Origin of the sequence: Veillonella dispar (genome assembly GCF_937975875.1) — a bacterium.
GTDB classification, from domain to species: domain Bacteria; phylum Bacillota; class Negativicutes; order Veillonellales; family Veillonellaceae; genus Veillonella; species Veillonella dispar_B.
On sequence record NZ_CALJSP010000029.1, the window covers coordinates 1 to 6,366 of the forward strand.

Here is a 6,366-nt window from a genome sequence, read left to right on the forward strand (position 1 = left end):
TGGATGTAAAGCTGAGTGTTACGCGCAATACGTGCAGAGAAGTCCGTAGGCAACGCAATGGCTTCATCAAGCGCATTCGTATGTAGAGATTGCGTATGGCCCAATGCAGCACCCATTGCTTCCATACATGTACGAGCTACGTTGTTGAATGGATCTTGTTCTGTTAAGGACCAACCAGATGTTTGACTATGTGTACGAAGAGCCATGGATTTAGGATTTTCAGAACCGAAGCTCTTAATAATCTTAGCCCACAACATACGTGCAGCACGCATTTTTGCTACTTCCATGAAGTAGTTTTTACCGATTGCCCAGAAGAAGGACAACCGTGGAGCGAATTTATCTACGTGAAGGCCTGCATTTACACCGGTACGGATGTATTCAAGACCATCGGCCAAGGTGTAACCTAATTCGATATCTGCAGTAGCGCCTGCTTCTTGCATATGGTAGCCAGAAATGGAGATACTGTTGAACTTAGGCATGTACTGGGATGTGTACGCAAAGATATCACCGATGATGCGCATGGACGTAGCTGGAGGGTAAATATAGGTGTTACGTACCATGAATTCTTTCAAGATATCATTTTGGATCGTACCAGCCATAACCTTTTTATCAACGCCTTGTTCTTCACCAGCTAGGATGTAGAACGCCATGACAGGCAATACGGCGCCGTTCATTGTCATGGATACGGACATTTGGTCGAGAGGAATACCGGAGAATAAAATTTCCATATCGAGGATGGAGTCTACCGCAACGCCCGCTTTACCAACATCACCTACTACGCGAGGATGGTCGGAGTCGTAACCACGATGTGTGGCAAGGTCAAAGGCGATAGACAAACCTTTTTGGCCCGCTGCCAAGTTACGACGGTAGAATGCATTGGATTCTTCGGCTGTGGAGAAACCAGCGTACTGACGTACTGTCCAAGGACGAGTTACGTACATTGTGGAATAAGGTCCACGCAAGAATGGAGGTACACCAGCCATGTAATCAAGGTGTGTCATTCCTTCATAATCCATCTCTGTGTAGAGAGGTTTTAGTTGGATTTGCTCCATTGTCGTATTATATAAATCTTCAAAGCTTTTTCCTGTTTCTTTTTGAAGTTCAGCAAGCCATGCATCGCGAGATGTTGCTGTCTGAGATCCCAAGCCAAGAGAGGAGAAGTCTGGATTTTTAAACATGAGCTCACATCCCTTTCTTATCTTGTAACGTATGTAAGATTTCGTAGCAATTTGCACGAACGGAAATGAAGTCGTCTACGCCAGCTTCACGGTATACAGGCTCAAGGTCCTTAGGAGGCGCCCCTGCCAAAATAACTGTTACATTCGGCATAGTTTCTTTCAACTCTTTAGCGAGTGGTGGTACTAATTCTGGATATGTATCATCTGTGGAACAGATAACGACAACATCGGCACCACTTTCACGAGCAGCCTTCGCCGCATCAGCCGTTGTTTCATGTCCATCATTTTTAATAACTTCAAAAGCACCTACTTCGAAGAAGCCTGTGGAGAAGTCCGCACGAGGTTTATGTTGAGGGATTGGGCCCATATTAGCCAAGAATACCTTCACATTGTCTTTCGTACGTTGTTTATACGCTTCCGTGCGCATGCGAAGGGCTTCGAATTGTTCAGTCCAGCGATGTGCTGTAATTGGTTCGATTGTTTCAGAAGCAATATCGCCGGCATCTAAAGCCTTACGGATTTGGCGGATTGTCAATTTTTGTAATGCACCAAGCTCAATAAGTCCAATCAACGCGCCTGGTTCTGTTGTACTTGCTTCTAGAGTAGCCTGTGCTTTCACAACCGCATCAGCCTCTGCACCTGCCAAGTACTCATCGATTTGAGCAGCTCGTTTTTGACGCAATGTTTCTTGATTTTCTGGTTTTGGATCAAGCAATTCTTCCGTCATATTCGCATACATGTTGTTACCAACAGCTACGTCCTTACGGAATGCAAGGTTCTTGAAACGTTCATCGAGGATGGCTTTCACTTGAGCTTGAGGATAGCCTTCTTTCAACGCTGCAATAATGCCGCCTTTAGCTTCGATGGTTTGGAACTCAGCCCAGATTTTTTCACAGAGTTCAGCAGCCAATGTTTCCACATACCAGGAACCGCCTACAGGGTCCACAGGTTGACGCAACTCGAATTCAGTTTGCAACATAACTTGGATGTTACGAGCAATACGGCGAGAGAAATCGTCCGCTTTGCGAATTGGTTGGTCAAATGGAGATACTTCAAGGCTGTTCAAACCGCCTACAACGCCAGAGAATGCTTGTGTTGTATTGCGCAACAAGTTTACATATGGGTCGTATACAGTTTTTGTGAAAGCAGATGTTCTGCCGTGTACATGAACGGCGCGGTCCGCTTCTTCGGCACCGAAAGCTTCCATAATGCGAGCCCAAAGTACGCGCAAGGCACGTAATTTAGCAATTTCCATAAAGAAGTTAGCACCTAAGGAGAATGTGAACATCATGCTCTTCGCAATGGTGTGAATATCGATGTTGCGTTGTGCTAATTGACGCACGTAGCATACAGCCGTTGCCAATGCATAAGCAACCTCTTGCACATCGTTAGAGCCGCCATTAGCGTATACATCGCCGGATACAAGCACTGTTTTAAGCTCTGGAGCTTGCTCTTTAGCCCATACAACAGTATGTGCCATTTCATCAAAGGCTGTATCTAAGGAAATGTGCAAAGCACCGTCTTTCGCCAAAACACCGATAGGGTCGGCACCAACGAGACCTTTCAAGTCAGACGTTTGTTTTTTAGCGCCTTTCACTGTAGCCGCTAACATGCCAAGCAAGATGGCTGCAGAAGCACCAGTTTCAATGTACAAAGGATTTTCCTTCAAATTGAAGCGGTCAATCAATTGTTTGCAGTCATCCATGGTGGATACAGATGTACCACCAACGCCAACAGATGCGCCTACTTGCACGTCTTGATCATGACGTGTTGCTTCATCTAGGCGGATGTTGTGAATGGTGCCACCTTTTACAATCTCGTATAAACTTGCATGATTAGCATCTTTAGGCAAAGAGTCATCTACATATTGGGATACACCCCAAGAGTCTTTAATATAACCACTTGCCTTAGTGCCACGTAGGAACTCACCTGCCCCAGGGTATACGCCCTTAGGAATTGCTTCTGCATGCAATGCAGGTGTGTAAATCGGCTGCAACGTAATACCTTCATAGGTTTTCGTGAACATCTTCTTATGGAAGTCGCCACCCTTTAACGCCTTTTCAACCTCTGCCTGCCATTGTTCATACGTAGGTTTCTCAAATTCATCAAAGGATACAGGAGCTAATAGATCGCGTTCAGCATCCTTTGAAGTCTTTTTGTCAGACATATATGTGCCTCCTTTTCAACTCGAAACCATACCGAGAAACAGCGCACCGTACCTACAAATGTTATGCTTATACACCACCAAAGCTTTCCTATCTATGGATCACATCAACCTCAAATCTGTGTCCATCAGTTTACTAACAATAAAGCCTGATGTATATGCTCAACAGTCACTTTCAAGGGCAATAAAAAAACGTGCCACCCAAAAGTGACACGTAAGGTTCCTTGTTGAAAAGTATGCCAAAAAACACTGAAACCAGCATACCTCAATCCCCTTCCTATCGCTCGTAGGTACATAACGGTGATTATCAAATAGGCAGTTCTCCTGGCTCGGGCTCATCGCCTTGCTTTCGCCTTCCCAGATTGCTCCAGTGACATTTTTGAAAGCAGGCTCGTCCTTACAGTGGCGGGACCGCATCGGCTTGTACCGATTTCTCTATTAAGTCTTGCGACACCTATTCTCTATATTCGTTGTTCTAAGTCCAATATAGTGTAAGATTATGCACAAAGTCAATGAACATAACAGTTAATCATAAGTATCAAATTTCAGGTTATAACTAATGCATATTTAAAATGATAAAAACTCATCACTTTCAAATATACGTATTCATTGTCTGCAAATCGAGTTATAAATCGAGTACAAATCATCATAAAATCTAAGCCCACGCACAAACACACCCACAATGCGTGATATAATGAATACAATCACAAGGAGGCATTATGGAGCACACAAGTAAAAAAGGTCTAATGACAGCCCTTAGTTGCTATATCATCTGGGGCTTACTCCCTCTCTATTGGGCATTATTAAACCATGTTACACCATATAATATACTGGCGCAGCGCATTATCTGGTCAGGCATCTGCATGGCCATCGTCGTATTTGGTCTACATTTTAAACAGTTCAAAAAGGACTTTCAATTACTAAAAGAACAGCGTTCACAACTATTGCTACTGTTGGTAGCATCAGTTATCATCAGCGTAAATTGGTTTACCTATATTTGGGCCATCGCCAACAATCAAGTTATGGACACGAGCCTTGGCTATTACATCAACCCACTCTTCAATGTGGTGTTAGGTGTCATCCTATTTAAAGAGGTTCTATCTGTACCAAAAAAGCTAAGCGTCCTCATCGCTACCATCGGCATCGCCTTGCTCACCTATCAAGTGGGATCCTTGCCGTTAGTGTCGATGATCCTCGCCGTTTCCTTTGGCCTCTATGGGGTCGTAAAAAAGAAACTGCTCATCTCGCCCTTTACGAGCATCGCCTTTGAGGCTTGGCTATTAACACCACTAGCCTTACTATATACGACCATGGTCGATAATACAGTGTGGTCCTATTTCAGCACAGACTGGTATACGTCCATGCTACTCATAGCCTGCGGTCTAACAACATCGGTTCCATTGGTGCTATTCTCCTATGGCGCCCAACTATTGCCGCTCAACCTACTAGGATTCCTGCAATATGTCTCCCCTACCATTGCCTTGTTGCTATCTATTTTCTACTTTGGTGAAAGCTTTGGCACACCACAGATGATTGCCTTTGGTTGTATCTGGATAGCCTTAGTGTTGTTTTCATTATCAAATCAAATTACAACCATTAGAAAAATGTAGTTAAGTACAAGAGAGCGTTTGCTATCTACATGCAATCTCACAAGAGATTTTAGCAACTATATCTAGCCTATAAATACATAAAAGCTGTATCAAATGATATCCTCATTCGATACAGCTTTTTATATATAATACTTACACTAAGTTACGCTTATATGATGCTCATACTTATATTAACTCATATATAACGTATCCGTCTTAAACCGTATTAACTCTATTGATCCAATTCATTCATATTGGTGGTATTCATATTTGAAATATAACGGTTATAGGCCTCAACCATATGTTTATAATCGTTATCTTGTTTGGATCCCATATAAGTACGAATGGCACCAATCGTAGAGTTTACAGAAGTCTTAACAGGGTCATACTTAGGATTAGAAATACCATTCGCTAAATCACCAATAGCTTGTAGCTCTTGATTGATCGCATTTACATCTGGTTCTTTTTCACTATCTAGCTTTTCTAGGACTGCAGTAAGTCGCAAAGAAACCTCTTGTGCAGCGGCTGCATTTTTCTTACCTGCATCGCGCAATTGTTGTAACCGTTGTTGCAATCGGTCCGTGTTAATCTTATGCATTAAATTATCAAAGTCAGCATAAATAGGAATAAATTGTTCGTATAACTGAACATATTTAGGGCCTAATTGTTGCTCCTTAGCATAGTTATCTGTAGTATACCCTTTAGATTTATAATATGCATCAAGTTCTTCCGCAACCGGTGTAATTTCGTTCAATTTTGAAAGTAGCTTATCTAAAGGCTCTTTCATTTCATCATAAGGAACACCTGCTTGCTTAGCCTCTTCTAATTCTTTTTGTAGCTGTTTAAAGTTTGGTGCATTAAATACAGTTAAATGCTGCCCCGCTTTTAACTCATCAAGAGTTGGCCTATTCGCATAATCGAACATTACAGCCATACGATTAAATCGGCTTACGGCTTTCACATATTGATTAAATAGCTGTACCTGATCCTGCTCAGACCGCTGTGCAATTTCCTTGCGACTCTGTTCAGTCCCCTGCCATAGTTCCGACATACTACAACCGCTCAACAATAAGGGGGATGTCAATGTAGCCGCACACAACACAGCCATTGCAATCCGTTTACCCAATGGTTTCATGATGAATTCTCTCCTTTCATCAATATACAACCCGATTTATATACCTTAATTATATACTAATATGATTTATATAAATAGAATTAATGCACATAACTCATATATCTAGTTTGTCAAGTGACTAATAGAATCAGGAGTGACCAATGGTCACCCCTGTTTTCCTTTATATACGGTTAGACTAGAAATGAAAAGACATAGCTCCTATCAATTGTTTTATACGTGTACACGTGTTACTATAAAAGGAGAGCGTACGCTCGTCGATACGCTCGTGGCGCTTGAAGCGGTCGTAGAAGTCGCCATGAA

The 6,366-nt window shown here is 42.5% G+C and carries 4 protein-coding genes and 1 riboswitch; of the genes, 1 reads left to right on the forward strand and 3 read right to left on the reverse strand.

All coding sequences use genetic code 11. The annotated features are described in order from the left end of the window. Nucleotides 1–1,178 (reverse strand): methylmalonyl-CoA mutase family protein (locus Q7P05_RS01140; RefSeq protein WP_303930108.1); only part of this gene is annotated, 1,178 nt, incomplete at its 3' end. A gap of 4 nt (nt 1,179–1,182) precedes the next feature. Further along, the gene (locus tag Q7P05_RS01145; protein WP_303930110.1) at nt 1,183–3,345 is read right to left on the reverse strand and encodes a methylmalonyl-CoA mutase family protein; all 2,163 of its coding nucleotides are present in this window, start codon (nt 3,343–3,345) and stop codon (nt 1,183–1,185) included. Between the two features lie 293 nt (nt 3,346–3,638). Beyond that, nucleotides 3,639–3,815, reverse strand: a riboswitch (cobalamin riboswitch). A gap of 246 nt (nt 3,816–4,061) precedes the next feature. Here Q7P05_RS01145 and rarD point away from each other — a divergent pair. Beyond that, nucleotides 4,062–4,952: an EamA family transporter RarD gene (gene rarD / locus Q7P05_RS01150; RefSeq protein WP_295793946.1), complete on the forward strand. Its 891-nt coding sequence runs from the start codon at nt 4,062–4,064 to the stop codon at nt 4,950–4,952. A gap of 211 nt (nt 4,953–5,163) precedes the next feature. On the opposite strand, the gene Q7P05_RS01155 is transcribed toward rarD, so the two are convergent. Continuing rightward, on the reverse strand, nt 5,164–6,066 hold the full coding sequence (locus tag Q7P05_RS01155; protein WP_303930111.1) for a DUF3829 domain-containing protein: 903 nt from the start codon (nt 6,064–6,066) through the stop codon (nt 5,164–5,166). Nucleotides 6,067–6,366: the final 300 nt, after the last annotated feature.

Bases quoted from the DNA above. Each gene is read 5' to 3' on its own strand.
- Q7P05_RS01145 (WP_303930110.1), bottom strand. From the start codon at position 3,345: ATGTCTGACAAAAAGACTTCAAAGGATGCTGAACGCGATCTATTAGCT.
- rarD (WP_295793946.1), top strand. From the start codon at position 4,062: ATGGAGCACACAAGTAAAAAAGGTCTAATGACAGCCCTTAGTTGCTAT.
- Q7P05_RS01155 (WP_303930111.1), bottom strand. From the start codon at position 6,066: ATGAAACCATTGGGTAAACGGATTGCAATGGCTGTGTTGTGTGCGGCT.